Annotated in this window: 28 protein-coding genes and 1 pseudogene; 1 reads left to right on the plus strand and 28 read right to left on the minus strand. The window is 53.4% G+C overall.

Going from position 1 to position 26,718, the window contains the following annotated elements:
* Window positions 1-66: 66 nt before the first annotated feature.
* The 3 genes from secA to hpf form a co-directional block, all read right to left on the minus strand.
* Complete coding sequence (gene secA / locus ACTVIM_RS15395; RefSeq protein ID WP_061912571.1) at window positions 67-2,580, minus strand: preprotein translocase subunit SecA; 2,514 nt, start codon at window positions 2,578-2,580, stop codon at window positions 67-69.
* A gap of 109 nt (window positions 2,581-2,689) precedes the next feature.
* Window positions 2,690-3,268 carry a hypothetical protein gene (locus tag ACTVIM_RS15400; protein ID WP_445613086.1) on the minus strand — a complete coding sequence of 193 codons (579 nt, stop codon included), beginning with the start codon at window positions 3,266-3,268 and terminating at the stop codon, window positions 2,690-2,692.
* An 80-nt stretch (window positions 3,269-3,348) separates the two neighbouring features.
* Window positions 3,349-3,897 carry a ribosome hibernation-promoting factor, HPF/YfiA family gene (gene hpf / locus ACTVIM_RS15405; protein WP_445613087.1) on the minus strand — a complete coding sequence of 183 codons (549 nt, stop codon included), beginning with the start codon at window positions 3,895-3,897 and terminating at the stop codon, window positions 3,349-3,351.
* Between the two features lie 178 nt (window positions 3,898-4,075).
* On the opposite strand from hpf, the gene ACTVIM_RS15410 reads away from it, so the two are divergent.
* The gene (locus tag ACTVIM_RS15410) at window positions 4,076-5,155 is read left to right on the plus strand and encodes an HD-GYP domain-containing protein (protein ID WP_445613088.1); all 1,080 of its coding nucleotides are present in this window, start codon (window positions 4,076-4,078) and stop codon (window positions 5,153-5,155) included.
* A gap of 187 nt (window positions 5,156-5,342) precedes the next feature.
* Here ACTVIM_RS15410 and ACTVIM_RS15415 read toward each other — a convergent pair whose 3' ends face one another.
* The 25 genes and pseudogenes from ACTVIM_RS15415 to ACTVIM_RS15535 all read right to left on the minus strand — a co-directional run bounded on the left by ACTVIM_RS15415 (window position 5,343) and on the right by ACTVIM_RS15535 (window position 26,657).
* Window positions 5,343-5,729 carry a hypothetical protein gene (locus ACTVIM_RS15415; protein ID WP_445613089.1) on the minus strand — a complete coding sequence of 129 codons (387 nt, stop codon included), beginning with the start codon at window positions 5,727-5,729 and terminating at the stop codon, window positions 5,343-5,345.
* 11 nt (window positions 5,730-5,740) lie between these two features.
* Window positions 5,741-6,091 carry a flagellar protein FliT gene (locus ACTVIM_RS15420; RefSeq protein WP_445613090.1) on the minus strand — a complete coding sequence of 117 codons (351 nt, stop codon included), beginning with the start codon at window positions 6,089-6,091 and terminating at the stop codon, window positions 5,741-5,743.
* Window positions 6,091-6,492, minus strand: a complete 402-nt coding sequence (gene fliS, locus ACTVIM_RS15425) for a flagellar export chaperone FliS (protein ID WP_445613091.1) — start codon at window positions 6,490-6,492, stop codon at window positions 6,091-6,093. The genes ACTVIM_RS15420 and fliS overlap by 1 nt, the downstream gene beginning before the upstream one ends.
* Before the next feature lie 426 nt (window positions 6,493-6,918).
* On the minus strand, window positions 6,919-8,424 hold the full coding sequence (locus ACTVIM_RS15430) for a flagellar hook-associated protein 2 (RefSeq protein ID WP_445613092.1): 1,506 nt from the start codon (window positions 8,422-8,424) through the stop codon (window positions 6,919-6,921).
* Between the two features lie 15 nt (window positions 8,425-8,439).
* Window positions 8,440-8,802 carry a flagellar protein FlaG gene (flaG, locus tag ACTVIM_RS15435; RefSeq protein WP_445613093.1) on the minus strand — a complete coding sequence of 121 codons (363 nt, stop codon included), beginning with the start codon at window positions 8,800-8,802 and terminating at the stop codon, window positions 8,440-8,442.
* Between the two features lie 491 nt (window positions 8,803-9,293).
* On the minus strand, window positions 9,294-10,328 hold the full coding sequence (gene darG / locus ACTVIM_RS15440; RefSeq protein ID WP_445613094.1) for a type II toxin-antitoxin system antitoxin DNA ADP-ribosyl glycohydrolase DarG: 1,035 nt from the start codon (window positions 10,326-10,328) through the stop codon (window positions 9,294-9,296).
* A gap of 13 nt (window positions 10,329-10,341) precedes the next feature.
* Window positions 10,342-10,989, minus strand: coding sequence for a type II toxin-antitoxin system toxin DNA ADP-ribosyl transferase DarT (gene darT, locus ACTVIM_RS15445; RefSeq protein WP_445613095.1), 648 nt, complete (start codon window positions 10,987-10,989; stop codon window positions 10,342-10,344).
* Between the two features lie 182 nt (window positions 10,990-11,171).
* Window positions 11,172-11,288: pseudogene (locus ACTVIM_RS15450) on the minus strand (flagellin); the annotation flags it as partial.
* A gap of 342 nt (window positions 11,289-11,630) precedes the next feature.
* A complete protein-coding gene (locus tag ACTVIM_RS15455) occupies window positions 11,631-12,422 on the minus strand; it encodes a flagellin N-terminal helical domain-containing protein (protein WP_445613096.1) in 792 nt (263 codons plus the stop codon).
* A gap of 188 nt (window positions 12,423-12,610) precedes the next feature.
* Window positions 12,611-12,850, minus strand: a complete 240-nt coding sequence (gene csrA, locus ACTVIM_RS15460) for a carbon storage regulator CsrA (protein WP_144329921.1) — start codon at window positions 12,848-12,850, stop codon at window positions 12,611-12,613.
* A gap of 13 nt (window positions 12,851-12,863) precedes the next feature.
* Window positions 12,864-13,298 (minus strand): flagellar assembly protein FliW, encoded by a 435-nt coding sequence (gene fliW / locus ACTVIM_RS15465; protein WP_445613097.1) that lies wholly within the window; start codon window positions 13,296-13,298, stop codon window positions 12,864-12,866.
* 14 nt (window positions 13,299-13,312) lie between these two features.
* On the minus strand, window positions 13,313-13,903 hold the full coding sequence (locus ACTVIM_RS15470) for a DUF6470 family protein (RefSeq protein WP_445613098.1): 591 nt from the start codon (window positions 13,901-13,903) through the stop codon (window positions 13,313-13,315).
* A gap of 21 nt (window positions 13,904-13,924) precedes the next feature.
* Window positions 13,925-14,824, minus strand: a complete 900-nt coding sequence (gene flgL, locus ACTVIM_RS15475) for a flagellar hook-associated protein FlgL (protein ID WP_445613099.1) — start codon at window positions 14,822-14,824, stop codon at window positions 13,925-13,927.
* A 10-nt stretch (window positions 14,825-14,834) separates the two neighbouring features.
* On the minus strand, window positions 14,835-16,376 hold the full coding sequence (flgK, locus tag ACTVIM_RS15480) for a flagellar hook-associated protein FlgK (protein ID WP_445613100.1): 1,542 nt from the start codon (window positions 16,374-16,376) through the stop codon (window positions 14,835-14,837).
* A gap of 91 nt (window positions 16,377-16,467) precedes the next feature.
* Entirely contained in the window at window positions 16,468-16,995 is a 528-nt protein-coding gene (locus tag ACTVIM_RS15485; protein ID WP_445613101.1) for a flagellar protein FlgN, read from the minus strand.
* Window positions 16,992-17,261 carry a flagellar biosynthesis anti-sigma factor FlgM gene (gene flgM / locus ACTVIM_RS15490; RefSeq protein ID WP_445613102.1) on the minus strand — a complete coding sequence of 90 codons (270 nt, stop codon included), beginning with the start codon at window positions 17,259-17,261 and terminating at the stop codon, window positions 16,992-16,994. The genes ACTVIM_RS15485 and flgM overlap by 4 nt, the downstream gene beginning before the upstream one ends.
* A 68-nt stretch (window positions 17,262-17,329) precedes the next feature.
* Entirely contained in the window at window positions 17,330-17,740 is a 411-nt protein-coding gene (locus tag ACTVIM_RS15495) for a TIGR03826 family flagellar region protein (protein WP_144976420.1), read from the minus strand.
* A gap of 24 nt (window positions 17,741-17,764) precedes the next feature.
* Window positions 17,765-18,205 (minus strand): YaaR family protein, encoded by a 441-nt coding sequence (locus ACTVIM_RS15500; RefSeq protein ID WP_445613103.1) that lies wholly within the window; start codon window positions 18,203-18,205, stop codon window positions 17,765-17,767.
* Window positions 18,192-18,455: a flagellar biosynthesis protein FlhB gene (locus tag ACTVIM_RS15505; protein ID WP_445613104.1), complete on the minus strand. Its 264-nt coding sequence runs from the start codon at window positions 18,453-18,455 to the stop codon at window positions 18,192-18,194. Before ACTVIM_RS15505 ends, ACTVIM_RS15500 begins: the two co-directional genes overlap by 14 nt.
* Window positions 18,452-20,086, minus strand: coding sequence for a hypothetical protein (locus ACTVIM_RS15510; protein ID WP_445613105.1), 1,635 nt, complete (start codon window positions 20,084-20,086; stop codon window positions 18,452-18,454). Before ACTVIM_RS15510 ends, ACTVIM_RS15505 begins: the two co-directional genes overlap by 4 nt.
* A gap of 145 nt (window positions 20,087-20,231) precedes the next feature.
* Window positions 20,232-20,924: a ComF family protein gene (locus ACTVIM_RS15515; protein WP_445613106.1), complete on the minus strand. Its 693-nt coding sequence runs from the start codon at window positions 20,922-20,924 to the stop codon at window positions 20,232-20,234.
* On the minus strand, window positions 20,921-22,312 hold the full coding sequence (locus ACTVIM_RS15520) for a DEAD/DEAH box helicase (protein WP_445613107.1): 1,392 nt from the start codon (window positions 22,310-22,312) through the stop codon (window positions 20,921-20,923). The genes ACTVIM_RS15515 and ACTVIM_RS15520 overlap by 4 nt, the downstream gene beginning before the upstream one ends.
* A 1,165-nt stretch (window positions 22,313-23,477) precedes the next feature.
* Window positions 23,478-24,323 (minus strand): DegV family protein, encoded by an 846-nt coding sequence (locus ACTVIM_RS15525; protein WP_445613108.1) that lies wholly within the window; start codon window positions 24,321-24,323, stop codon window positions 23,478-23,480.
* 264 nt (window positions 24,324-24,587) lie between these two features.
* A complete protein-coding gene (locus ACTVIM_RS15530; RefSeq protein ID WP_445613109.1) occupies window positions 24,588-25,262 on the minus strand; it encodes a response regulator in 675 nt (224 codons plus the stop codon).
* 231 nt (window positions 25,263-25,493) lie between these two features.
* Window positions 25,494-26,657, minus strand: coding sequence for a sensor histidine kinase (locus ACTVIM_RS15535; protein ID WP_445613110.1), 1,164 nt, complete (start codon window positions 26,655-26,657; stop codon window positions 25,494-25,496).
* Window positions 26,658-26,718: the final 61 nt, after the last annotated feature.

The following is a 26,718-nucleotide window of genomic DNA, read 5'->3' on the forward strand; positions in this document are numbered from 1 at the left end:
TATGCCAATCATTCATCGTTGCCATGGAAAAGGGAGGTCGAGCCTCCCTTTATTATTTATAAACGGTCACACCGCTCTTCCGCAACAATGTTTATACTTTTTCCCGCTGCCGCACGGGCACGGGTCGTTGCGGCCGACGCGCACCGCCTTGCGGACCGGTTTTTTCTTCGGCTCCTCACCGTCTTCCTTCGGATGAACCGCCTCGCCTTTCGCCACTTCCTGGCGCTCGAGATTATACTGGATTTCCGCTTTCATGATATAGGTGGCGACTTCCTCTTCAATCGAGGCGATCATGTTTTCAAACATCGCATACCCTTCCATTTGGTATTCGCGGAGCGGATCAACCTGCCCGTAAGCGCGCAAATGGATGCCTTGGCGGAGCTGCTCCATCTCGTCAATATGGTTCATCCATTTCATGTCAACGGCGCGCAAGACGACGACGCGTTCAAACTCGCGCATTTGTTCCGGCGGAATTTGCGCTTCTTTTTCGTCATAACGCGCTTTGACTTTCGCCCAAATGAGCTCGATCATCTCTTCCGGCTCTTTGCCCCGCAAGTCGGCTTCCGTCACATCGCCTTCCGGAAGCAGATGAGCGTTGAGATAATCGACGAGCCCTTTTAGGTTCCACTCTTCCGGCAAGTCTTCTTTCGGCGTATGAGCGTGGACGACGCGCTCGATCACCGATTGGATCATCTTTTCAACAATGCCGCGCAAGTTGTCGGAATCGAGCACTTCGTAGCGCTGGCGGTAAATAATTTCCCGCTGTTCGCGCAGCACATCGTCGTATTGAAGCAGCTGTTTGCGGGCGTCGAAGTTGTTGCCTTCCACCCGTTTTTGCGCCGACTCGACCGCTTTCGTCACCATTTTGCTTTGAATCGGCTGCGAATCGTCCATGCCAAGGCGGTCCATCATGGCCATGAGGCTCTCAGAGCCGAAGCGGCGCATCAGCTCGTCTTCAAGCGACAAGTAAAACTGCGATACCCCCGGGTCGCCTTGGCGTCCGGAGCGGCCGCGCAGCTGGTTGTCGATCCGCCGGCTTTCGTGACGCTCCGTGCCAATGACGGCCAATCCCCCGAGCTCTTTGACCCCTTCGCCGAGCTTAATGTCCGTCCCGCGCCCGGCCATGTTCGTCGCGATCGTCACCGCGCCTTTTTGCCCGGCTTGGGCGATGATTTCCGCCTCTTTCGCATGGTTTTTCGCGTTTAAGACGTTGTGCGGGATGCCACGTTTTTTGAGCATCTCGGACAGCAGTTCCGATGTCTCGATCGCCACTGTCCCAACCAGCACCGGCTGCCCTTTCGCATGGCGGGCGGCGATATCTTCAACAACGGCGCGGAACTTCCCTTCCATCGTTCGGTAAATCAAATCCGGACGGTCTTCGCGAATGACCGGACGATTCGTCGGGATGACGACGACGCGCATGTTGTAAATGTTGCGGAACTCCTCTTCCTCCGTTTTCGCCGTCCCGGTCATCCCCGCCAATTTTTCATACATGCGGAAATAGTTTTGGAATGTAATCGTGGCTAAGGTCATCGACTCGTTTTGAATCTCGAGCCCTTCCTTCGCTTCGATCGCCTGATGGAGCCCGTCGCTGTAGCGGCGGCCGTGCATCAAACGCCCGGTGAACGGGTCGACGATGATCACTTTGCCGTCTTGCACGACGTAATCAACGTCGCGCTGCATCGTCACGTGCGCTCTAAGCGCCAGCTGAATGTGGTGGTTGAGCGTGACGTGTTTCAAATCGAACAAGTTATCGATGCCAAACGCCCGCTCAGCTTTGTTCATCCCTTCCTCAGTGAGCTGGACGCTTTTCGTTTTTTCATCGTATGTGTAATCGACGTCTTTGCGCAACGTGCGCACAAACGCGTTCGCCTGCACGTACAGCTTTGTCGACTTTTGCGCCGTACCGGAAATGATAAGCGGCGTCCGCGCTTCATCGATCAAAATCGAGTCGACCTCGTCAATGATGGCGTAATAAAGCGGCCGCTGCACAATATGCTCCTTATAGAGGACCATGTTGTCGCGCAAATAGTCGAAACCAAACTCGTTGTTCGTTCCGTACGTAATGTCGGCGTTGTACGCCGCCTGCTTTTCTTCGCGCGACATGCCGCTTAAGTTCAAGCCGACGGTCATGCCTAAAAACTCGTACAGCTTGCCCATTTCCGTCGCGTCGCGCGTCGCCAAGTATTCGTTGACCGTCACGACATGCACGCCGCGCCCTGTCAAGGCGTTCAAATAGACGGGCATCGTCGCCGTCAACGTTTTCCCTTCCCCGGTTTTCATCTCGGCGATGTCGCCTTCATGCAAGACAACGCCGCCCATAATTTGCACTTTATATGGGTACAAGCCGAGGACGCGCTTCGCTCCTTCGCGCACAACAGCAAACGCCTCAACCAGCAAGTCATCGAGCGATTCGCCTTGCTGATAGCGGGCTTTAAACTCCTCGGTTTTTTGCCGCAGCTGTTCATCCGACAATCGCGCCATCTCCGGACCGAGCGCATCGACTTGATCCGCGATTTTCTCCAGTCTTGCCAACTGACGCTTGTTCGGGTCAAATACATTTTTTAAGACTCCAAGCATAGGAAACGCTCCTTATTTTTCATGGACTCACTTCTTCATCATATCATTAGACAGGGATCGGTGACAACTGTTGTACAGGCTTAGAGAGGGGCATATCCAAGAGAGGGGATCACGCCTTGGACTGAAGCTGCTCAATCGCCGCTTCCGCATGGTGAAGGCGCCGATTCAGCGCATCAATTTCAAAACTTTTCTCCTCTACTTTTTCATGAATTTTGCGCAGCCATAGTTGCACATCATCCACAAGCTGTGTTTCGACGCCATGAAGCGTTTCTTTCACTTCTGCCAACTCCGCTTCTACACGGTCTAATCGTGCTTTCACCTCTCCCATTTCTTGTTCAAGCCCGCTAATGCGCTTGCTCATTTCATCGACGCGTCCTTCAAGCGCTTCAACACGAGTCGTCAATGAACCCATTTGCCCACTCATTTCTGCTAAACGGCCATCGATCTGCACAAAACGCTCATTCATTTGAGCAAAACATTCGTCAATCCGCGCAAACCGTTCGTCAATCTGGGCAAACCGTCCGTCAATTTGCGCAAACCGCTCATCAATTTGCGCAAACCGTTCGTCAATCTGAGCAAACCGCTCGTCAATCTGCGTGAACCGTTGGCGAGTTTCTTCTTGAAACGCCAAAAATCCTTTTTCCATGTTATCCAACTTGAACAATATTTGCCGCAGCAGTTCTTCCATCGTTCTCCCCTTTTGCTCTGTTCACACATATTATAGCATCCCCTGCCAAAAAAAGCGGGGGATGCGTATAGAAGAGTGGTTCAATTCGCCTCAATGAGCCCGTATTTGCCGTCTTTGCGACGATAAACAATGTTCGTCCGGTTCGTTTCCGCGTTCGTGAAAATAAAGAAGTTGTGCCCTAACAAATTCATCTGCAAAATCGCTTCCTCGCTGTCCATCGGCTTTAAGCTGAAATGTTTCGTGCGCACGATTTCAAATTCATCTTCGCTCTCGGCCGCGCTAGGACCGTTGGGCACCGGAGCAGTCGCCTTCATTTCTTTTTCGCGGTCGCGCAGCTTCCGGTTCACTTTCGTTTTATGCTTGCGAATTTGCCGCTCCAATTTATCGGCCACTAAATCAATGGCCGCATACATATCGTTATGGCGCTCTTCAGCCCGCAGCAACAAATGCGGCATCGGAATGGTCACTTCGATTTTTCCTTGTCCATCATTATATACTTTTAAATTGACATGCACATGCACGTCGTCAGTATCCTCAAAGTAGCGGCCCAATTTCCCAATTTTTTTCTCCACGTAGTCGCGCAAAGCTGGCGTGACGTCAATGTTTTCCCCGCGAATGTGATACATCATCGCTGACCACTCCTTATCTTAAAAACTATATAAACCTCTACATCTTTTTATTACCCATTCATCTTCCGATTCAATCAAAAATCTTTTTGAAGATTTTGTGAAAAACATGAAAGAATATGGTAAGATAGGCATAGGAGTTTCTCCTTATGATCCTAAACAGCTGGAGCGTGTGAGTGTAATGAGGAAAGTCCATATTTCCCATGCCAAAAGCGGGGACGTCCTCGCCGTTGATTTATTTTCCGCCAATGGCAGCGTGTTGCTTTCGCGCGGCGTTCGGCTGACAAGCGGTTACATCGAATCGCTGGCGCAAAAAGGGATTCAATACATTTATATTGACGACAAGCAAACCTATGACATCCGTCCGCGCCCGCTCATCAGCCCGACCGTGCGCCAACAGGCGGTGAAAAAAGTGTATGAGACGATGACGGCGCTGATCGATCAGAAAAAACTGCTTCGCCGCGTCTCGTCGCTTGATTTAGGAAAAGAGTATGAGAAAGTGTTCAAAAACATTTTGGATTACTTGTTGACGCAAGAAAATTTGCTCATTAACATGTCGGATTTAGTCATCTCCAACGGCTACTTTTTCCATCATTCGGTCAACGTCGCCACGATCGCCGGCGTCATCGGCATCGCCAAAGGCTACCGCCCCCAGCAGTTGCTCGACCTTGGCGTTGGAGCATTGCTGTTTGACATCGGCATGACCCAGCTCCCGGACGGACTATGGCGAAAAAAAGGCCGACTGACCGAAGAGGAACAGGACATCGTCCGCCGGCATACATATCTCGGCTTTGAACTTTTGCGGCGCCAGCGCAACATTTCGCTTTTTTCTGCCCATTGCGCCCTGCAGCATCACGAACGGTGCGACGGCAGCGGCTACCCGCGCGCGCTGTCTGGAAATGAGATTCACGAGTACGCGCGCATCGTCGCCATCGCTGACGTCTTTGACGCCTTGACATCGGCACGCTACCACCGAAAACAATATTCGCCGCACGAAGCGGCTGAATACTTATCCGCCGCCGGCGGCGTTCTTGACTACGAACTGATTCAACTGTTTCTTTCCTACATCGCCATCTACCCGGTCGCTACGACGGTGCTGCTCAATACCGGACACATTGGCGTTGTCTCGCAAGTATTTCCCGGCTTCCCGCTCCGGCCGATCATCCGTGTCATCAAAAATCCGGCAGGCGAGGAGCTGAAAAGCCCGTATGAAATCGACTTGCGAAAAGAAATGAACATCACTATTGTCAAGGCCGTTTGACTCTTTTGCCGCCGCGGCAAAAACAGGCGAACGAACGATCGGTTTCCTTCGCCCTGCCGAACCAAAGCGGGTGCCCTCGCTTCCATCCAGAGGACACCCGCTTTCGCTTGAATGGCTGGCAAAACACCGCCGTTCATTCTTCACTGCACGACATGCCAACGGCTGGCAAAGCGCCGCCATTCGTTCTTCACTGCACGACATACCGCCGCAGCCGGCCGGAAACCGCCGTCTTCCAAGCTTGAAACGCCGGCGACAACCGTTCGCAAACGATCCGCTCCTTGGCCGCCAGATCAGCAAACTGCCCGTCAAGCGCCGCAGCCGCGGCGAGCACCTCGGCAAACCGCTCGATCTCGCCCGTCAACTCCCCCTCAGCAGCGAACAGACGACATAAGTAAACGTTCGTCTCGCCGATTTTCCCAAGCGCCAGCAACACATCGGACAGCAGCACGTCCGCATGCATCCGCCGCGGGTCAGAAAAGCTCGCCGCCACATAGTCGAGACCTTCCTCGACCGTCTCGAGCAACGCGGCGTATTGGCGAATAATGTCGAGCGCGTCACTCGTCAATGGTTCCATATCCATTCCACCTATCGCCGTTTATCGTAAAACATTCCATCAAATGAAAGTGGCTGCTCGTACGGATGAGCATAGCGGACATTCGCCTGCCGCTTCGCCTCGGTGATCCGCAAATCGCTGCCAATCTCATCGCGCACTTGACGAAGCCGCCCTTCAATCTCTCGATTCCAAGCAACGATCTCGCGGCCAAGCCGCTGCTCTTCCTCGCCGTAGGGCGGACGCAGCTCCCGAAGCCACTCCTCGCGCCGCCGCAGCAACTCATCGACCTTCACCAGCCGCTCCTCGCGCTCCTCCGCTGGCCACGGCAGCGCAGTCGCTTCAAGCAATTCGCGCGTCAACTGCCAAACTTCGCGCACGCTCATTACGCCTGCCCGCCTTCGGCATATTGTTGCTGCCGATTCAATTGAATCACTTGCTTCCACGTATCACGAAACTCCGCGACATACCCTTCCACTTCATCCAAAATCGCCGCATCGTGTTTCACATTCGCCTCGACCAAGCGGCGGTAGATGTAGTCATACATCGTCATCATCGATTTGGCGACGTCATATTCCATTTTCAGTGTCGCCATCAATTCCAAAATAATCTTTTGCGCTTTAATCAAGTTCTCGTTGCGCGCCGCCACATCGCCCGTCTCGATCGCTTGGCGCGCGAGCTTGATAAACTTCAAGCAACCGTTATACAGCATGAGCGTCAGCTCGCCAGGCGACGCCGTCTGCACCGCATTCGTTTGATATTGTTGATATGGGTTGTTCATAGCCATGACCTTCACTCCTTCTCGCTCCATTGTCCAGCCGGGAATTCTCCAAAGAAGAGAGCCGTTCTCTTCCCCCACCCCCGTTGAACGAAACTATATACATGCAACATGAAGAGTTAACCCCTCCGTTATCCTTGCACATCCTAAGCGCTGCATCATTTCCTGCAAAGACCCTGTAGGCTCAACCTGTAAGCTGAGCCATAAGGGAGGAAACTCGTTGCAGGAGAAGCCAAATGTTCATTTTTTAATGAACATGTATATAGCCACGGTTCCGCTAAACGGCGCGGGGCGCCACGCCTGCGCAGAACACATCAACCCCGACACCACCGCTGCCGATCCGCGCAGCTGGCCTAAACACCAAATCGCACGCCCGCCTTGTCATTCGAGGCACGGTCGCCCCACCTTCCGCGAGCGGTTCATCCCGTCGCCCGCTCACCCTTGCGTGCCGCCACCAAAGGCGTTCATCAAATACATGCTTTGCTGATTGGCGCGCTGAATCGCCTCTTCCATCGCGGTGAATTGGCGATAGTAGCGGTCTTCAATTTGTTTCAAGCGGTCTTGAAAACGGTCAATCTGGTCATTAATTTGAATCAAGTCGCGCCCGATCGCAAACTGCTGGTTCGTCCAAATCGTCTTCCCCGCCTTCTGCTCAATCTTTCCGATCGTTGCCTTGATCGTATCGCGCAAACGGCGGGCGATGCCTTTTTCCGCTTGATTCGTGCTATCCTGATTAAACAGCTGGTACACCGCTTCCGGGTTTTCTTTGATTTTCTCGCGCAGCTTCGTCTCGTCAATGATCAATTTCCCGCCATCGAGGTAGTTCGACGACGTCGTGATGCCAAGCTGCGTCAGCTGGGAAAACCCGCTCGGAATGTTCGCCCCTTCCACTTTCGTGTACAAATTCATCCGCATTTGGCTGAGGGCGCTCGACAAAATCGAATCGCTGCGAAGCATGCCGCTCCGCGCTTTTTCTTCCCACAACTCCACTTGTTTTTCCGTCATCGCTTCTTTTTGTTCATCGGTGAGCGGCGGATAGTCGCGGTAGCGCTCTTCTTTCAACTCGGCGTTGATTTTGTCGATCACTTCATTGTATTTATCGACAAACCCTTTTATCGCGTTCACCATCGCGTCGACATCGGTCGAAACCGACACCATCGCCGTCCCCGTCCCTTTGACCGTATACGTCACACCGTTAATCGTAAACGTGTTCGACGAACGGGTCGTCGTCAAGCCGTTAATTGTCACTTGCGCGTCTTGCCCCGCTGTTTTTCCTGTCAAATCCTGCCCTGCCGCGGCTCCCGTAAACCCAAGCTTTTGCGCGAAAAAGTCAGCCGTCGTCTGATCAGCGAGCACCAGGCTCGCCTGCGCCCCCGTCTCTTTTTTCATGATCGAAATCCGCCCGGTTTTTTCATCGTAAAACGCGCTGACGCCAAGATCGGCATTGTTGTTGAGCTGGGCGATCAACCCGTCCAGCGTCGTTCCTTGTTTCACGGTGATCGTCGCCTGCTTCGTGCTTCCATCCCCATTCGTCACATTGATTGTCAACGTCGTATCAGCGGCAACGGAAAAACTCGCCTTGTCCACCCTTACCGCTTCATCGGACAGCCAGACGGCCGAGGTGGCCACCCGATCGACCTGAATCGTCGTCGCCACATTCGCCGCGCTGGAGCTCGCGGTCGCCGTTACGGCCGCCTCATTCGAGCTTGAGACCGTTTTTTTGAGCATGCTGCTTTGGAGAGTGATGTTCGAAAACAAGTAATCATCCAGCCCTTGCAGCAGCGTGTTCATCGCCCGGTAATCATCGCGCTGCCACTCAAGCAGCTGCTTTTTTTGCTTCAATTTATCAAGCGGCACTCGCTCCGCTTTCATTAAATCACTGACCATTTTGTCAATGTCCATCCCGCTCGCCAAACCGCTAATGCGCAAATTCCCTGCCATCTGTCTTCACCACCGTTAAATTTTTCGATCCACCAACAATCCGACAAACTCCATCATCGCCGCATACGTATCCAGCAGCTTCTTCGGCGGAATTTCGCGGATCACCTCATGCGTCTTTTCATCGATCACTTGCACATAGTACTCATTCAGCTCTTTATGCAGCTCAAACCGGATCGATGTATGGCTTGGCTGCAACAACTCATTCAACCCATTGACCACATTCTCGAGCTCATCGTGCGAAAACACCCGTGCAGGAGAAGAAGCCGACTCCTCCCCTTCTGACGGCCGCACCGCCGTCACCCCAGCATTCGCCTTCGCTTGGTCATTTCGCATCGGTTCATACGAAGGAAACGAAGAAGACAACCGTTCAATCGTCATACGATCCGCTCCTTTAGTGTTGGACGCTTTCTATCGTTTATATCGGATGGGAAGCAGGAGATGTAAAGGGGGGAAGGGGAATTTCATTTGGGGGAAAGTGGCTGAAAACAACGAACGGAATAGAGACAACCGCAAAACGAATGAGGACGAAGATGTTTTGGACGGATGACCGCCTCTTTTTAACGGAGAACCCTTGCAAAAGAAAACTTCTCAACGAATAACGGCCTGTACTGTTCGTGAAGCCTGCTGTCAGAGCGGGAAGAGATCGTTTTTCACCAGCCCCTTGAAAAGACCGATGAAAAACGATGACACCCGCTGACTGACGCATAACGGGAAAGCCAATGGACGGCAATCCGTTTGAGAAAGGCCAAAGCAAACAAACCGCCTTCCTCCGGCTTGGCGACATCATCACCTTCTCTCCAGCTTGCTCACAAAGGAAAACCTTATCTTCCATTTTTTTATTGAAATTATTCCCAAAAAACCAAAGTAACCTAATCAAACACACAAACTTGGCATAAATGGGTCAACGCCTTAGCAATATGCCGCTTAGGAAACAGTTTTCTTTTCCGCTCATTCCAACTGCCCACGGCATCGGCGACCGCATCGAGGTCGTTTTTGATGTGAGGGTGTTCTTTGACCACCCAGTGCACCGTAGCCAACAGCTCCAAGCCGTATGGCGTTTCAAATCCACGAATGATCATACGCACACGTTTCAAATGATTGTTCGCCTCAACATCTTCGTGCAGCTGCTTCTCCGCTTCTTGAACCGCATGAGGCAACACGCGAATTTCCGCCCTGCCGCTGCGATCACCAACTCCCGAGAGAAAATGGCCGTTGATCCGCAGCAACACATGATTCAAATTGTCTGCATACGGACCATATTCCCCCTTCACAAACCGCAGCTTTAATGGCTCCCCTACCTCTTGGAGAAAATAAGCGAGTTTTTGCACTTCCAATAACGACAAGTGATACCCTGGAAGCAAATAATCATTCATCAGCAAAAGCAACAAGGCGCGCGCCCTTGTCATTCTCGGTCGGCTCGTCCGGATGTTCATTCGGTCCGGTTGTGGGCTGCCAGCTGGTTCATATAAATGAACAGTCACATCTTGCAGCGAAGCAAACGCGGCTTCAATTTTCGGACGCACCACTTCCCAGCGAAGACCGCCATTACCGCAGCCAAGGGGAGGAAGAGCAATCGAATGAATGTTTAATTCCTTAACAACATTCACCAAATCCGCAAGCCCCTGCTCAATATCTTCGAGGCGTGAACGATGTCTCCAATGACGTTTAGTTGGAAAGTTAATAATATACTTCGGAGGAAGCAATGTTCCTGTCGAAAAGACATGCATCTTTCCAATTTGCACTTCCCCGCGCCGACACGCTTTTTCATATTCGGAAAACATTTCCGGATACGCCTGTTTAAACTGCAAAGCGATTCCCTTGCCCATAACGCCGACACAATTGACTGTATTAACTAACGCCTCGGACTCATCTTCCAAAAGATTCCCCTTTTTTCGGATGATCATCACCTTCACCCCTTTAAAAATACCACTCTGGGCGGACGATAATGGAACCTTGGTAACGGTGCTGGGCCGCGATTTTCCTGACGATCAGCTCCCATTCTCTGCTTTTTACAGCGATGGCGGCAAGAAGATGAATCGGGACAAACTGATAAACCAGAAACTCGGCTTGCCTTCTTCGTTTGCGATCAGGGTCCTCTTCGGTATCATGCCAATATGTTGAGCGCATAATATCCCAATCAATTTGACTCAACTCATAAAGGTCTTGGTAAAAATCCGTTACTTTCATCACCGGATGCCCATCCGTAAACACATATGACAAACCGCTTAAATGAATGAGATCCGTCCGGGTCAAAAGATAGACGATTTCATCTTGTCCACCTTTGTACCCTTCTACACGTCCTTTGTTTATAGCATATAACATCGGGGAACGGGGTGCAAAATAAAAGGGGACGTAATCATGCAAGGTGCCAAATGGGGGCAATGGAACCTCTGTGGTCAACCGCCGATCTTGTATGCTGGCGTGTGCAATGTCGACATAAGAAATTTTTTTCGATTTGGCAAGATGATTCGCTACGAGCCCGCCTTGGGCAAAGATAGACGGAAGATTGCGATAATGAGTGATATGGTACAACCAACTTTTCTGCATCATTTGCTCAATGCCCATCCTCACTCCCGAATGTGAAGTCAAAATAAAATAGTTACATTCCACAAAATACCGGGGCTGACCCAAAAGGCGATCTCCCCTCAAGAAAGACACAACATATAGTGCGGTAGAAGCAGTCAGCACGTATATATAGCAACGAAAGAGGGTATCCCAATCCTTTTGGGACACCCCCTGTCTTATGATTAACGAAGCAATTGCAATACTCCCTGCGGAGCTTGGTTCGCTTGAGCCAACATCGCTTGCGCGGCTTGCGCCAAGATGTTGTTTTTCGTGAATTCCATCATTTCTTTGGCCATCGTGCCACCCGCCCTTTCGGTGCGGGACAAGACTACATCTTCACCCTCAGCTTGACCTGTTAGGGGCCGGGCGCTTCGGATGAGCGAGGACGATGGAAATCCTCTTCACCCTACGGGCTTCATCGCCATAGCACTCGCCGTAGGCGGTATGCCCTAGTCGTTGAACCTTCTCCACCCTTTCGGGACAGGAGCTTGGCTGCTGATTGCCCAATCCTTCGGCTTTTTCCGCCCTCACGTCTGCCGTTTCCAGCTCCGTTGTGGCGCCAAAGGCTCTCAGGGCTTCCCAGCAATTCACCCGGTGATACTCCCAGCCGTTTCCAGCTAGGACGACTGTGCCTGTCGCCGCTAAGCGGCTAAGGCATAATCGACGTCGCGGATGCGGGATTCAGCCGCAGTTAAGTTTTCCGCCGAAGTGCCTAAGTTGTTGATCGTGTGTTCGAGACGATTCGTGTATGCACCTAACTTCGAACGTTCGGCTGATACAGTATCAATTGCATTTTGGATAGTTGTAATTGCAGCCGTAGCAGCCGCCGCGCTGCTCGATATATCAATCCCTGACGTTACAGTAGCATCCCCACCATTGGTAGCAGCAGTTCCACTTGCAACACCTAAAGTAAAGGCATCCATCGCCTTGATAGATAATGTGATAGTTTGACCTTGATTAGCCCCAATTTGGAATGTCAAATCTGCAGCACCGGTCACACTCGAAGTACTATCTTTTGAGCCATCTAACAGCTTCATTGTGTTAAATTCTGTGGTGTTAGAAATACGAGTAATTTCATTAGCTAATTGATCGACTTCTTCTTGTAATCGTTGACGGTCAGTAGTAGTGTTCGTATCATTCGCCGCTTGCACCGCCAGCTCCCGCATCCGTTGCAGGATCGAGTGCGTTTCGTTCAACGCCCCCTCTGCCGTTTGGATGAGGCTGATCGCATCTTGGGAGTTTTTCGAAGCCATCTCCAACCCCCGAATTTGCCCGCGCATTTTTTCGGAGATCGCCAGACCTGCTGCGTCGTCGCCCGCGCGGTTGATGCGCAGACCGGAAGACAGTTTTTCCATGTTTTTCGCTGCGGCGCCTTGACCGATCGTCAGTTGGCGATACGTGTTCAACGCCGCGATGTTGTGGTTGATTCGCATGTTCTCTTCCTCCTTGAATGATGTTTTCCACGTCCTTGTGGAACGCGCTGGCATGGGGCGAAAGTCGGCCGCCTTTCGCCGTATGCCGCGCTCATTGTTTATATCGGCGCGTTTTTTGGAAGTTTAATAGGGAACGAGAAAAAATTTTTTCATCGGGACGAAAAAAAGCGCCGCTTGGGCGCTTCGGGTTATCGTTGTTTCCATTGCTTCAGTTTGGCGGTCAGTGCGGCGAGCGACGCTTCGGGCGCTTCGGAGGCGGCGCTGTTTTCCGCTTGAATGGCGAGGTACACTTCTTTGCGATGGATGTCGATGTGCTTGGGCGCGTTGATGCCAAGTTTCACTTGATCGCCTTGAATGGCGAGGACGGTGATTTCGATGTCATCGCCGATTTGGATCGCTTCTTTCAATTTGCGCGTTAAGACAAGCATCGGGCCGCCCCCTTTATGTCGCCACTTTGTCCGGGAAGAGGCGATGTTTCGTTTTGTACGCGGTGTTCGTTAAGATCACTTGCTTGCCGGTTCGTTGGCGAACGTTGATGACGACAGGCGCCTGCAAGTTCGCCGTCGTCTCGTGAAACGGGTCGGCGACGGTGAGGATGACATACACCGCGACGTCGCGTTCGCTTTCGATCTCAAGCTGTTCGACCGTCGCCTCGTCGAGTTCAAACTCGTACGACGGGAAGTAGGAAAACGGCTCGATCAGCACAAACCCGAGCGCGGGCGTGTCGACCGACTGCAAGATGACAAACGGCGTGTCGGCGAGCGGGAGAGGGACGAACCGCTTCTCGTTTGCGAATCCGGGCAGGCCGTGGGGGAAGCGGACGATATCCTGTTCAGCGATGTCAATCTCACCATGATATTTTGTCCGTACCTTCATGTTTTCACACCTTTTCAAATCAACATATCAAACTGGACGCCGACAAAGCGCAAATGGGCAAAATCAATGTCCAGCGACGGGCGCTGGGCGAGGCGAATCGCCACCTCGCCCGGCGTGTAGCGAATGATCGGCGAATGCGTGCGGGCGCGGATGATCGGTTTGTGTGTCGCAAAGCGAATATCCACATCCGCCGGGGTATAGGATATGTGAACGCTGAACGGGGATGGCACCCAGCCGATGTTGAATTCGTACATCGGCGATTCGCTGTTTTCTTTCGCCTGCTCGGCGATCGGGTTGCCGCCGTCCTCGATGCGCATGAGCTCGTCGCCTTGACGGGAGACGCGGGCCAGTCCGTCCAGCCAATCGCTGTATCCTTGTTCGGCAAACTTTTCGATGCGGCGGAAGATATGTTCCAAATTCATGTCTTCCCACGCTTTTGTCTGGTCAATCGTCAGCTTAGACGGCGTCGTACGGATCGTGAGTCGGGCCGGGGGCTGCTCGATTTCCAACTCGGCAGGCGGCTGTTGGATTTCCAGTTTCGCCGGAACGGTTTCAATGGCGATTTTCGCCATCGTTGACTGCAGGCGAATTTGCGGCAGCTGCATCGTCATTTCCCCCTTACCCGCTTAGCGCAAAAAGTCGAGCAGCGTCGGCTGAATGATGCGGGCGCCGACGCCGAGGGCGGCGCGGTGCACGCTTTCTTGTGTTTTTAAATCGGTGATGACCCGTTCGATATCAGCGTCTTCATTGTCGGACAAAATTTGTTGGGCGATGACTTCCTGTTCATCGACGCGCGCCTCCATCAGCTCAAGGCGGTTGTTTCGCGCGCCAAGCTCGGCCCGCTCGGCCAAGACGTTGTCAATGTGCTTGTCCATATACGATACATAAACGTTCAGCTCTTGGCCGCTCTTGCCGGCTTCCAGGTCATTCACAAGCGCTTCTAAATCGCTGAACAGTCCTTGTCCCGGAGTCGCGCTATACGTAAAGACGCGCGTCGGATTGACGTTAACCGGTAGCTCGATGCCTTTTAACAGCTCGATTTTCACTTGTTCTGTGTTCGTCGACACTTTGTTCACTGGGTCGTCCAAATTGACCGGCGGATGAAGGGTGTTCGTGCCGTTAAAAATGTATTTGCCCGCGATTTGCGTGTTGGCAATGGAAACCAAATGGTTTTTTAGCTCATCGATCTCTTTTGCGATATGCGCGCGCTGTGATTGTTCATACGTATCGTTGCTGGCTTGGACGACGAGCTCGCGAATGCGCTGGAGCACTTGCGTCGCTTCGTTGAGCGCCGAGTCGGATGCATCGATCCAGTTATGGGCTTCGGAGAAATTGCGTTTAAACTGCTCGACCTCGGTTAAGTTCGTCCGGTAGGCCATTCCTTTAATGGCGACGACCGGGTCATCGGACGGACGGGCGATTTTTTTGCCGGTTGACAGCTGGTCTTGAATTTTGCCGAGTCGTTCATAGCTTTGGCTCAAGTTGCGCAACATATTTTGCGTCAGCATGGATTGCGTGACACGCATCGTCATTCACCTACCTTCCGACAATTCCCATGCCGTTAATGATTTTATCGAGCATCTCATCGATCGTCGTAATCGTGCGCGCCGCCGCGTTGTAGGCGTGCTGAAACCGAATCATGTTCGTCATTTCCTCATCGAGCGACACCCCGCTGACGGACTGGCGCCGTTCCTCCACCGACTGGCGGAGCACTTCGGAGTTGTTGACGAGGCGGTTCGCCTGTTGGGCATCGACCGCCAGCTGGCCGATCATGCTTTCGTAATACGCCTGCAGCGTGCCCGCCGTGATTGGATACGAGACCGATGGCGCCGGATCTTGCAAGTTGGCAAAATTGCTGTTTTTGACATTGGCGAGACGAATGGCGTTGAAGCCGTTCCCCGGTTCGTTCGGCGCCGATGAAGCGGCGATGTTGTTTAAATCATCGATATTGGATGACAATTGGATCGCTTTCGCTGCCCCGTCCACTTGCGTTAAATCCGTGAAAAACAATCCTCCCGGGTTGCTCGGGCTGAGCGTATACCCCGTTTGGTGCACTTCGTTAAACCGCTTGGCGAACGAATACGCGAGGGTATCGAGTTTTTTCAACATATCGGGATAAATGCCTTTGACACCGCTTCCGTCATCATATCCGTAGGCCTCGATCAACCCTTTCAACTTGCCGGAGGCGACAAACGGGATGGACGATCCTCCAAGCGACAGTCCGGTAAGCGGGCCGGTTGGCGTCTCCGGGGCAGCGCTAGCGCTCGGCGATACGGACAGCGTCCGATATCCTTGGGTGCCATTCACCAACAGCTGGCGCTGGCCGTTGCCATCCAAAATATAAACATCATAAGCACCTTCCGCTATGTTCAGCGCATTGCCTCCGCTTGGCCGCGGCTCGACTTCGATTTTGACGAGCGCGGACAGTTCATCGAGCAGCCGGTCGCGCTCATCATACAAATCGTTCGGCAAGTAGCCGTGCGGTTCGACTTCGGCAATTTGTTGGTTGATTTTATACAGCTGTTCCGCGATCGAGTTGATCGATTTGACAGTCACTTGAATTTCATTGGCGAGATCGTTTTGAATCGATGTCAACGAATCGGCCAAATAATGAAACGTCTCGACCACCGCCAGTCCGCGCTGGCGCACGACCGAGCGGGCCCCTGTGTTTTCCGGGTTTGCACTTAAATCTTGGAGCGCCTGCCAAAATTGATCCATGGTTTTCGACAAACCGCTGTCGGACGGTTCGTTCATAATGTCCTCCATTTTTTTTAACGCATCGGCTTGGGCTTGCCAATAGCCGAGCTTGTTGTTCTCGCCGCGGTATTGCCAGTCAAAAAAGCGGTCGCGCACCCGCTCAATCGACCCCGCTTCGACCCCCGTCCCCATCTGTCCCGGAATTTGCGGGCGGTTCATGGACGCTGGAGGGTACGGCTCGCTTTGGACAAAGTTGACGCGCTGACGTGAATAGCCGGGCGTGTTGGCGTTGGCAATGTTATGGCCGGTCGTATACAGCGCCATTTGCTGCACGGCCATGCCGCGCTTGGCGACTTCCAGCCCGTGAAATGTTGATCCCATCGTGCTCCTCCTTTTCCCCTTCCATAATGGGGTGTGGTTTTCTGTTTAGCAGCTCCAGTTGCTTTCCTTTTGGCCGCCCGTCGGATCGTTGCTATGCTTTCGAATCAAAGAGTGAACGCGCGCGCTCGTGCGCGGCGGCGTTCTGATTTGGCGCCGTATAAGTCACGTTGGGCGGCTGCGGCAGCCATTGATCAAGCATTAGGGTCACCCACTGAAGAGACTGGCGGATGAGCTGCCCGTTCAGCTCGTTGGCTGCCTGAAGTTCGCGGATGACGGCAAGGAGCTCGTCTGCCAACCGTTCGACTTTTTGCCGCTCCTCCCCGCCTATTTTCGGCAGGCAATCGGCTAATGATGGCGGATTCTCATCGCCAGACCATGCGGCAACGAGCTGTGCTCGCTCGCGCTCGAGCTGCTGGATGGCGGCGATCGCCGGTTGTTCTTTTTGGATCAGCCGCATTAATCCGTCCGTATCGCCTCGTTTTAATACGTCCGTTTTTTGATAGGCCAATTGAAGCAAATGCCGGTGCAACGCCAGATGCCGGTCAAGGATCGCCATCAGCCGCAATGCTGGCAAACGCTGTTCATCATCGGTTCGCTGATTTTCTATCCTTGTGTTCATTGGCCATCGCCCTTATAGAACTTGTATAGTTTCTCCGCGATAGCGCGGGCATCGATCTCATACGTTCCGCTGTCGATTTGCTCCTTCAACCGGCGCACTTTCTCTTCCCGCTCGGCAGCCCAAGTGGAGCGTTGCTGCAGTTCTTTTGCCTCCTCAGAAATTTCAACCCGATCCCGCCGTCCGGGTTGCCCTGTTTTTCCTTCAGGGATGCCCGCGTACTGACGGTAGGGATGAACGCCCATCGAAAACCGGTGATCGATTCTCACTGCGATTCCTCCTATCCGTTCCGCACATTGTTGTCTTACTACTATTATCGGTCAATCCGCTCATTTGTTTAGCGGCCGTTTCGCCCTTTATCGGTGTAATACGTGCGAAACGCTTGTTGTTTCTTCTGTTCTTCCTCTTTCTTTACCATTTCTAGCTGCCCTTGCAAATCTTTTGAACAGTCGGCGCACATTCTTCCTTCGCGGATCAGCTTGCCGCAACGGTCGCACGGATATCCTAAGTTCGGCAACTGCGCCAACGTTAATCGGCCGCTTTTGATGAATTTTGTCAACAACATTTCAGAAACTCCAGTTGCCGCAACGATCTGCTCCATCGTGGCCAACCGATTTTCCCGGCGCCGCAAAAATTGGGCTACGATTTGAAATTGCCGTTCTTCTTCTTCATGACAAGACGGGCAAATATCGCGAAACGGCGAGCGGACAAACAGACGACCGCAGGCCGGGCAATTTTCTAAACTCATCCTTCTCCCTCCCACATGTGGCCATTACGTATACAAGTTGATGATCAATCCTTGAATTTCCCCCAGCGTCTGCAGCAAATCCATCCGCGACCGTTCTTGTTCGAGCACCGCGTTGGTGACGTCCAGCAGCTTTTGGTCGATCGTTTTGACGATCTGATAGACGCGAGAACGGCCGCTCCAATGGAACCCATACTGTTCCGTCAGCTTCAAACCATGGTTCACCGCTTCATCAAGCAATTGTTTGACGAGCTGCTTATACCGCCGCAAATCGTCAACCGTCCGCGACTTGGCCAGTTTTTGTCCTTGCTGTTCGATTTCATCCGCCAGCTGCTTCAACCGCTCGTTGCGCAGCTTTTCCTGCTCCTTGGCGGTCAGCTCGGCAAATGACACAGATGGCGAAAAAGAAGCGGCCGCTTTTTTGCCGATTGGCACCGATGGGGTGTTGGCAATTTTATTGATCTCCATCTCCTTCGCTCCTACCGTCTTGTTCATCAAGCTTCTGAATCCATTGTAAAACTTCCCCGATCACGGCGTAAAGCTGCGGCGGGACGCGCAGCACCGGATCGGCCAGCTGTCTGAGCAACTCCCGGTCGCGGGGCAGCGGAATGCCCGCCCGTTCCGCCTTGTCGGCCACCTCATCGGCGAGCTGCCGGGGCTGCCGGCTGAGATGTTGCTCATACGACGTAAACGCAGGGACGTAACGGCGCCTGTTCATATCGTCCACTCCCACTGGCTCGTTTCGTTTTCCGTCTTCATTCTGTCTGTCGCTGCTCGCTCTTCGTCTTCGGTGTCCATCGGTTGAAAAGCGAGGCGTTGCACCCGATAACCGATCTGTTCCAAATGATCTTTGACTGTCGAAGCGTATGACTGCAATACTGCCGCCAATTTCTCGGATTCTGTTTCCACCGTCACGGACAGCTGCCGTTCGATCGCCTGCAAAGAAATCCCCACTTTGCCTTGATTCGTATCCAACAAAAAGTAGAGGCGGCAGTTTTGCCAGTCAAGCTGTCCGTTACCGCTGCGAGCGTTGACGTGCACATGCACGGTCGCCATCTCACCATGAAGCGAGAGCGGCCACTGGTACAACATCGTTTGCGTGTGGCTGTCAACAGTAAATTTGTTGAGCAGCTGTTGGCCGGTAAGATTCATGAGCACCCGTTCCGCCTGCCCGGGTGCGGTTCCTTCCTCCACCCATGACAGCAGCATTGCCTTTACATTCTCGGCCGGCGGTAACCGCTCTCCGCTCAAGAGTGCCCGGGCCGCTTCTTGCTCATGGAAAAAGCCGAGGCGGCGCAGCGATTCAACGACGCCTCTCGCCGATAATGCGTTGTCACGAGCCGCTTGGGACGCTTGTTTCAGTATGCGCGACAGCTGCTCGTGCGGCTTCATGCCTTGCCGCTCGTCCGATTCGAGAAAAAAGCGCATCACCTTTTGCTCGGACGGCTGAAAGCGAAGCGACTCCAACAACGCTTTCACTTCACTCACCGTCTTAGCGGCTTCGTCCATCTTTCCTTCCGCAAGGCCGCGTTTCGCCTCTGCCAACTTCGCCCCCGCCTCCAGCAGCTTCGTTTCCGTTTTCATATCGGTAAACAACAGCCAGTCCCCGTTTAGCAACATCCGGTCAAGCGAATGAATGAGCGACTCGACAAGCGGCGCGGCTCGCTCTGGCGTCTTCTGGGCCGCGGCATGTACAAATCGTTCCAGCTGACGGGTCATATCACGCTGCCAAACGCGAAAATCGTGGACCAATTCCTTCATTTTTTCTGTCACTGCCGTCATGACAAACGTCCGCGCCTCTGCCGGGGGAAGAACGAGCTCCGATGCAGCTGCGTACGCACGCAAACCTTCCCATCGCTCCGTCTGTTCACGAACAGACGCCGCTTTTGCTTCATCGGTTTCTTCCGGTTCTTCTGTTTTCGTCAACAACGGCGCCAACAGGTCGCCGAGCGGCGGGCCGTGGAGCGCTTCATGCGCTAGGCGCAAATGTATCTCGGTCACCTCGAGCTGTTTCGCCGTCAAAGCAGCGACCGTTTCTTGTTTTTGTTTGATCGAGCCGCCTTCCGTCTCCCAAAAGCGACGAACGGCTTCCTTTTCCTTTTCGGTCAGGCGAATGCCACGAGCTGACAGCCATAGGTCGATTCCATCGTCCAATGAAGCTGGCACAAACCGCCCTATAGACGACAGGGGCACCGCTTGCGCCACCCACGTCCCCCCTTCTTGCTTCACAAGCCGCACCATAAACGAACGGTCACTCGGCACACCATCCACAAAGCGGACGCGGACATCCTGTTGACCGATGGTGACCACGGCCTCCTGATCGGTAAGCTTTTCTTTCATTACCGCCATCTGCACACTCTCCGGCTGGAAGGAAACAGCCGGTGTGGGGATTTCATTCGATCGTTGATCGTGACGAATACGCATCATCATGTTTCCTCGCTCGTTGTTCTCTTACTGTTTATATCGGCATCCCCTCGGCAAATGTTTAGCCCGCTCACGCCCTCACTAGCGTCAGTGATCCCACCTCGGCCGCCCCCGCCTCCAGCAGCACACGGGCCGCGTGGCGAACGGTGACGCCCGTCGTGTAAATGTCATCGATGAGGACGATTCGCTTCCCATTGATTGGCGGATGTCCGGAGAGAAAAAACGGATTGTCCGTTTCAAGCCGCTCGCGGCGTGATTTTTTCGATTGTTTTTCAGAGTGTTTGCGGGCCAGCCAAGGGAAGGATGGAAACGGAAGCAGGCGGGCGAGCGCTTCCGCTTGATTGAAGCCGCGTTCATGCAGCCGTTCGGGGCTCAATGGGATCGGGACGATGTGCCACCCCGACCCAAAATCGCGGCGAAAAACGGCGGTCAAGGGCTGGCGGAACGCCTCCGCCACCGCATAGTCCCCACGAAATTTCCATAAAGCAATAACTTCTTTCATCCACTCGTTGTATACGTATACGGAACGGTTTTTCGCAAGCACTCCGCGCCAGCGCTCATCTTCCTCCCAGTCGAGGCAGTCGGCGCATATCGAAGGCGCCGACTCCTCGAGCGAGCGGCCGCACATCTCGCAAAGGCAGCCGTCAATGAGTTGGAACGCCCCCCGGCAGCGCGGGCAAAGGACGTCAAGGTCTTCGAGGAAAAGAAGCCGGCGCCAGTTCGCAATCGGATTGTACGGGGAATGGCAAAGAAGGCAGTTCATCGGCGCAATAGCCCCCGTTTCTTCGCTTCTTCATTCATGCGGAGGATATGGCGGCGCGCTCGCACCATCGCGTTCGTTTTTCCGTGATGAAAAAAGCGGACATCGCCATCCGGAAACACGGCGTGGCGGCCCACGCGGCCGGCGATTTGCACGAGAGCGCTTTCCGTGAAGATGCGGTCTTCGGCGCCGAGAACGGCCACGTCGATGTTCGGCACCGTCACGCCCCGTTCAAGAATCGTTGTGGTCACCAACAGCGGCACGCGCCCATCGCGAAACGCCTGAACGTGCTCGGCTCTGTCTGGGGCTTCGGCATGAACGCCGACGATGGTGGGATTGACACGCTGCAAGAGACGGGTGACAGCTTCAAGCTCATCGATACGAGGAACAAACAAAAACGCTTGTTTTCCGTGTTCCAAACGACGGAGCACCCACCTCAGGACATTATCAGGCAGACGGCCGCGCTCCAAGCGCTTTCGCCAGTTGCCGCACCATTCGAACGCCGGGACGGGAAGCGGACGGCCGTGATAACGAGCCGGGATGATGACGGCTTTCCGCCGCCCGCGCCGAATGTCGAGCTGCCAGACGCGCGATGGGGTGGCAGTCAGATAAATAAGGCTCGACTGCTCTTTTCGCGCTTGACTGGCAGCGTATTCGAGCATCGGTTCAACCGAGTAGGGGAACGCATCCACTTCATCAATGATCATGACATCAAACGCGCGGTAGGCGCGCAACAACTGATGGGTCGTGGAGAGAACAAGCGGAGCGATTCGTCCGCGCTCTTCGCTTCCTCCGTGCCAAACGGCGAGTGGAACGCGGGGAAACGCTTGGCGAAAGCGGGGAGCGAGCTCGCGGACAACATCGATCCGCGGCGTGGCGAGGCAAACGCGTTCGCCGTTCTCAAGCGCCGCAGCGATAGCGAGAAAGAGAATTTCCGTCTTTCCCGCCCCGCATACCGCCCAAACGGTGAGCTCGCTTCGGTCAAGCACCGCTTGGCAGACAGCCTGCGCGGCCTCCGCTTGGGCGGCGGATAGTTCCCCGTCCCAAGCGAGCGGCGCTTCATAACGCTCAGATGGATGCAGAAACGCCGCATGAACAAGGCGGGTGCAAGTGCTGATGCGCCCCATCACTAAGCACTTGCGGCAATACGTGCAGTCCGATCCGCAGCGGGCACACGGAAATGAGGCAAAAAGATGGGGATCGTCATTTCCGCAGCGGACGCAGCGCCAGGCGCGCGCTGTTTTGATAAGCCCGGGCTGTTCGTGAAGCAAACCGGTCTGGACAGCGGCGGCGATGTCTTCATCAGGAAACGGCAGCTGCTCCCGCGGGAGACGCTGGCCGTTCAGCCAGGAAACGAGCGGCGAAGCGACAGAAGATGGGAGAATGTACAATGAGCATCACTCCTTTTAAAATGCAAGAAAAGCATGTTCCCGAGCTGGGAGCCAAAAAGAGCGGATGGCGCAGTGATGCGGTAAAAACGCGCCCCCAAGGTGAAAGATTTTGAGCGCATCAATGAGCCAGTGTTATGAAGAAAGAGCGGAGCTGACGATGTTTTTCCCTAAAAGGCGGGTGGAAAACCGCTGTTCCCCTTAATCGATGAGTTGAATGTGTGAAAAGAAGGAACGACGCTACAAGGTTTTTCTAGTTGAAAAACGAAGCGAGAAAGCGGTTGTGCTAGCAAATCACCGCCCTTCTAACAAAATGATGAAAAGATGGGGAGGAAGCAAAAAACGGCAACCTTCGATCAAAAAAGAAAGTGGAGGCAAAAACGTTTTTCCGAATAGAGTCAAGATGTGGTTGGACCGTCTTTTTCACGACATATCGACCTTCGAAAGAAATGGATGCAGTGAAATCCGGCACCATCAAAAAGCCGCACAGAATCATCGAGGCGATCGACAACGTGTTTCGACAACATTCCCGGGGAAATAGCGACACATTTTTCAGGAGAGGAAAACCGTTCGACAAGTTCGGCCAGCCTTCTCGCTGAGAAGAAGGAGAGAGGAAAAAACGATGTAGCAATGAATGAAAGCGCGCGGCGATGGGGAATACAGTTGCAGGAGAACGGCTCACAACATGGGAGAGCAGCGAAGGCGGGAGAGAAACCGAAAAGTTCCATGAATAACAACCCCATATTGACGCTCATTCCGCCCCATGAATGCCAAACAGGGCATCTTGATCGACAAGACAAACAAAACTAGCCAACCGATTCGCCGTAGCGCAAGGCGGAGCGAACCGTTCCTCCTTGCGCCCGGCCCTCGAGCCTAGAAGACTGGTGAAACGCTACTGACCTTCATCGAATGAGAGAACGAGTAAAAAGCAGGACTGATGCAACAAGTTTTTTCTACTTGAGAAACAATTCCGAGAAGCGGTTGGGCAAGTAAATCACCGCCCTTCTTAGGAAGCTGGTGATTTAGTGCAAAAATACTACTGATTCCATCGATTTCTCAATTAGAGAAACCCTCAAGAATCAGCTTTCCTTTTTGAAAGAAAACACCGCTAACTGGTGTGCGAAAGCCGTTTTTCACCGGCCTCCTTGAGGCGCTTGGCGCCCCCAATTCACAGCTCATACCACGTCAACCCAAGCGCGCCTTCGCCGACATGGGTGGCGATGACTGGACCGAAATAGCTGATTGAAAACTCGACGTGCGGATAGCGAGCGGACAGCTCGTCGCGCCAGCGGTTCGCCTCATCCGGCTGGTTGGCATGGATGATGGCGGCTTTGAGCGGCACGCCTTTGGCGGCATCTTCGGCGAACAATTCTTCGATTCGTTTGACCGCCTTTTTGCGCGTGCGGATTTTTTCAAACGGCACGATCACTTTGTTTTCAAAGCGAAGAAGCGGCTTGATTTGCAAGAGGCCGCCGATGAACGCCTGCGCCCCGGTCAGCCGTCCGCCGCGCTGCAGGTGGGACAAGTCGTCGACCATAAAATAAGCGCGCAACGTTCGCTTCATTTCATCGAGGCGGGCGAGGATCTCGTCCGGCGTTTTCCCCGCCTGCGCCATCTCCGCCGCCTCGATGGCGTAAAATCCTTGCGCCATGCAGCTGATTTCCGAGTCGTAGGCGTAAACGCTTAATCCTTCGACCATCGTTCCCGCCGTAACCGCCCCTTGATACGTGCCGCTGATGCCGCTTGAAAGGTGGATGCTGATGACCGCATCGTACCCTTCGTCACGAATGGCGGTGAACAAGTCAACGAACTCACCGACCGACGGTTGAGACGTCGTCGGCAACACAGAATGTGTTTTCATTTTGGCGAAAAATTCGTCAGCGGTCATGTCGATTTCTTCACGATACGCTTCCTCGCCAAAAATGACGCTGAGCGGAATGAGGCGAATGCCCAACCTCTCGCGCACGTCCTTTGGCAAATAGGCCGTACTGTCAGTAACAATTGCGGTTTTCACAAACTCCATTCCTTCCTGACCGGGAATTTAATTCCATTATACCAAAAAGGCGGACGGCCCACCACTCTTACTAGCGAGCGCGCAGGATGAAACGGAAACAAAAGATGCCCGCTGACGTCTCTAACCGCTTGTTGTTCTTGGCGCTGCCCGTTCGCTTTCGCCCTTCGATCCAAAAAGCGGGAATGCCGTTTCCGCGCGACCGAACGAAAACAAACGATGGGGAAAGCGGGACCGCCAGCCTCCGATCGCCAACGCCTAGGGAGGTCAGCGCACTTCCACCCAGCCGTTTTTGATCGCCACAACGACCGCTTGCGTCCGATCATTGACATTTAATTTTTGCAAAATGCTGCTGACATGGTTTTTCACCGTTTTCTCGCTAATGTACAGCGCCTCACCGATGGCGCGGTTGCTTTTTCCATCCGCCAACAGCTGGAGCACTTCGCATTCGCGTCGCGTCAATAAATGGAGCGGACGGCGCACTTCTCGCTTGACTGCTCCCCCGCTTTTTTCCATCGCCAGACGGCGGTATTCGCGAATCAAATTGTGCGTCACTTTCGGATGCAAATAGGAACCTCCCTCCGCCACGACCTTCACCGCTTCAATTAGCGTATCGGCGTCCATCTCTTTAAGCAAGTAGCCGGTCGCTCCCGTCTGCAAGGCGCGCATGACATAGTTTTCATCGTCATGAATCGACAGCACGACCACTTTCGTATCAGGGTAGGCTTCAATCAGCTGTTTCGTCGCTTCAACGCCGTTAATGTCCGGCATGTTAATGTCCATCAGCACCAAATCTGGGCGATGTGTTTCCACGATCGAAAGCGCTTCACTTCCGCCGCTTCCTTCCGCCACGACTTCAAAGTCGCCCTCAAACTCCAAAATACGCTTAATGCCTTCACGAAACAGTTGGTGATCGTCAATGATAGCAATGCGTGTTTTCATCGGTTCCTCTCCTCCTTAAGATGTATTTGTCGAACGTTCACTTGAGTTCTTACCGTGCTGACCAATTAGGGATACCAAATTCCATTCCCGTTGTGCATCGGCATCACGCAAGAGCGGCTTGTGTTCCTTACTGACTTGGCGCGGCAACATGTCAGGGGGCGCTCCGCCTTATTCCAAAAGCGCAGCCTGTGTTCCTTATTGACCCAACCGCACGATTGGCTAGTCAGCCCATCACCTGTCTTCCGAAACGGCACGGTCCAACGGGACGCGGATGAACACCGTCGTTCCGCCGCCAGGTTTCGAACGGATCACCAATGTGCCGCCAAGAAGCTCGACCCGCTCTCGCATGCCGATCAGACCGAACGCGTTTTCTTTTTTAACGGCCGGGTCGAACCCTTTGCCGTCGTCCTTGACGCTGACCAATACGTGTTGGCAGGCCACTTCCAGCTTAACATCAATGCGGCGCGCTTCAGCATGTTTCAAAGCATTTTGCACGGATTCTTGGACAAGCCGAAACACGGCCGCCTCCATCCGCGACGGCAGCCGAATTTCTTCGCCGATATGTACAAAAGAAATATGGACTCCCTTACTATATTCTTCGGCCGTCTGTAAGTATTTTTTTAGTGTCGGCACCAGTCCAAGGTCATCCAATGCCATCGGCCGCAAGTCATAAATAATGCGACGCACTTCCGACAAAGCCGAATGCACCATTTTGCGAAAATCGCGAATTTCGGCGATCGCTTCTTCGGTTCCCCGCTCTTTGATCACCTTTTCCACCAAATCGGAGCGAAGAAGCACATGGGCGAGCATTTGTGCGGGACCGTCATGAATTTCCCGCGACAGACGCCGTCGTTCTTCTTCTTGCGCTTCGATGATTTTCAAACCGAATTCTTGCTTTTGTCTAGCTCCCTCAATCATTTCGCTCACGTGGCGAAAATCGCTGTTTAAATAGTTGAGGACAACGGTGATTTGCCCAACTAAATGGTCAGCGCGCGCGATAATTTGAGAAAGGCTCGCCAGCCTCCGCTCGAGTTCATCACGGCGCAGGCGCAATTGCTTTTCGCGTTCACGCACCATCGCCAGTTTGACGTGTAGCTCATGGGCGGCTTCATACGCTTGGCGAATATACCGTTCAGAATGGGAGGAAAAGTTTTGGCTCACTTCCGACAGGCGACGGCGCGCCTGCCGTGCTTCCCCTTCCAAACGATCCGCCTCTTCGATCGTCTCGGCCGTCAACCGCTTCACTTCTTCGAGTTCCCGCAATAAGTGGTCATGCTCTTGCCTTGACTGCTCGCCAATCTGGAAAATTTCGTCTTTGCTATGTTGAACGGTGTCGATCATTTTTTCGACAATTTCATCCAACTGTTTGACATCCCAACGTTTTTCCCCAGCCATTTGCCAACCTCCAGCAGCGCTGCCAAGCCGTGCGCACGAGCGCCATCAAAATTTATTTGAA

The sequence above is a fragment of the Geobacillus sp. YF-1 genome (assembly GCF_052692335.1).